This is a genomic window from Pseudomonas sp. K5002 (genome assembly GCF_013386655.1).
Taxonomy (GTDB): domain Bacteria; phylum Pseudomonadota; class Gammaproteobacteria; order Pseudomonadales; family Pseudomonadaceae; genus Aquipseudomonas.
Window position 1 is genome coordinate 1 of sequence record NZ_JACARK010000193.1, and the last position, 1,612, is coordinate 1,612.

A 1,612-nucleotide genomic window follows, 5' to 3' on the forward strand; every position below is an offset into this window, starting at 1 on the left:
CCTGCGGGCCAACCGGCGTGGTCACGCGGAACACATGGCCCGCCGGTACTTTCCAGGCGCGGCCGGTGCGGATCGGCACTTCGAATTGCTCGATCAGGGTGCGCCCGTCCCGGGACTCGCGCACGCGGTCATAGAAGGCTTTGTCGACCTGCAAGGCAGCGCCTTTGCTGACTTGGTAGGCCGCTGGGTAGTCCTTGTACATGGTGGGTCCTCGCTTCAGGGTTTTGGAATGCTGCTCAGGATGTCCAGCAGCAGCGATTCGGAGTCATTGAGGTAGCTGGCCAGGGCTTCGCCGGCGGCTTGCTTGTGGCCGTCAACCAGCAAGTCGTGAATCTGCCGGTCGCGCTCCAGCCAGGGCTTCTGGAAGGTTTCCTCGCTGGGCGCGTTGGAAAACACCAGGCGCATCTGGGCTGCAATATGGGTAAAAAACTCGTCCAGCAACGGGCTGCGCATCAGCCCGACAATATGTTGGTGAAAGCGCAGGCTGTGGGTGCCGAAGGCTTGCCAGTTCTCGCGGTCCTGGGCCAGCTGCGCGGCCTCGATGGACTCCAGCATCAGGTCGGACTGGTATTCGCGCAGCGGCTTGCTGGCGGCGATGGCCTGCAGTTCCAGGGTGCGTCGCACCTTGAAGATGTCACGCACTTCCTCCACCCCCAGGCGGCGCACGATCACGCCTTTGTTGCGCACGTAGCTGGTCAGGCCTTCGCGGCCCAGGTGGTGCAAGGCTTCACGCACCGTGTTGCGCGAGGCGTTGTAGGCGTTCACCAGTTCGCTTTCCACCAGCGGCATGCCGGGCAGCAGGCGGCCGCCGATGATGTCTTCGCGCAGTTCGATGGCAACCTGGTCGGCCAGCGACAGGCTGGGTTCCTTGGCTTGGCTCACGTCGGGGCTCCTTGGGCTCACGCCAGTTGGACGTCTTTGAGGAACTTGGTCATGCGTTCGCTGCGTTGCTCGAGCATGTCACGCGGTGCGGCGTCCTGGATAATCTCGCCGCCTTCCATGAACACCACACGATCGGAAAGCTTGAACGCGAAGTTCATTTCATGGGTGACGATGACCATGGTCATGCCCTCGCGAGCCAATTCCTCGATTACCGCCAGTACGTCGCCCACCAGTTCCGGGTCGAGGGCCGAGGTGGGTTCATCGAACAGCATCACCGAGGGCCGCATCGCCAGGGCGCGGGCAATCGCCACCCGTTGCTGTTGCCCGCCGGATAGCTGGTGCGGGTATTTGCCGGCGTGCTCCAGCATGCCGACCTTGCGCAACAGGGCCAGGCTCAACAGGCGCAGTTCTTCGCCGCTACCATGGGCATGGTAGACCGGCGCGAGCATCACGTTCTCAAGGGCGGTTTTATGCGGGAACAGGTTGAACCCCTGGAACACCATGCCGACATGCACGATGCCGCGCATATGCACCTTGTGCCCCAGCGCGCCTTGCGGCTCCTGGCTGCCACGCAGGAACGGCTGGCCTTGCAGGGTGATTTCGCCACGGTCGAGGCTTTCGAGGCCGTTCATGGTACGAATCAGCGTGGTCTTGCCAGAGCCTGACGGGCCGATGATCGACACCACCTCGCCCCAGCGCACATTCAGTTCGACGCCCTTGAGCACTTCCA

2 protein-coding genes and 1 pseudogene are annotated in these 1,612 nt (G+C 63.0%); all 3 read right to left on the reverse strand.

Going from position 1 to position 1,612, the window contains the following annotated elements:
- Positions 1-202 (reverse strand): annotated as a pseudogene (locus HX846_RS10870) (DUF1989 domain-containing protein); the annotation flags it as partial.
- Between the two features lie 14 nt (positions 203-216).
- On the reverse strand, positions 217-882 hold the full coding sequence (locus tag HX846_RS10875) for a GntR family transcriptional regulator (protein WP_003210850.1): 666 nt from the start codon (positions 880-882) through the stop codon (positions 217-219).
- A gap of 17 nt (positions 883-899) precedes the next feature.
- On the reverse strand, positions 900-1,612 hold a 713-nt coding region (locus HX846_RS10880; RefSeq protein ID WP_178965380.1), incomplete at its 5' end, for an amino acid ABC transporter ATP-binding protein.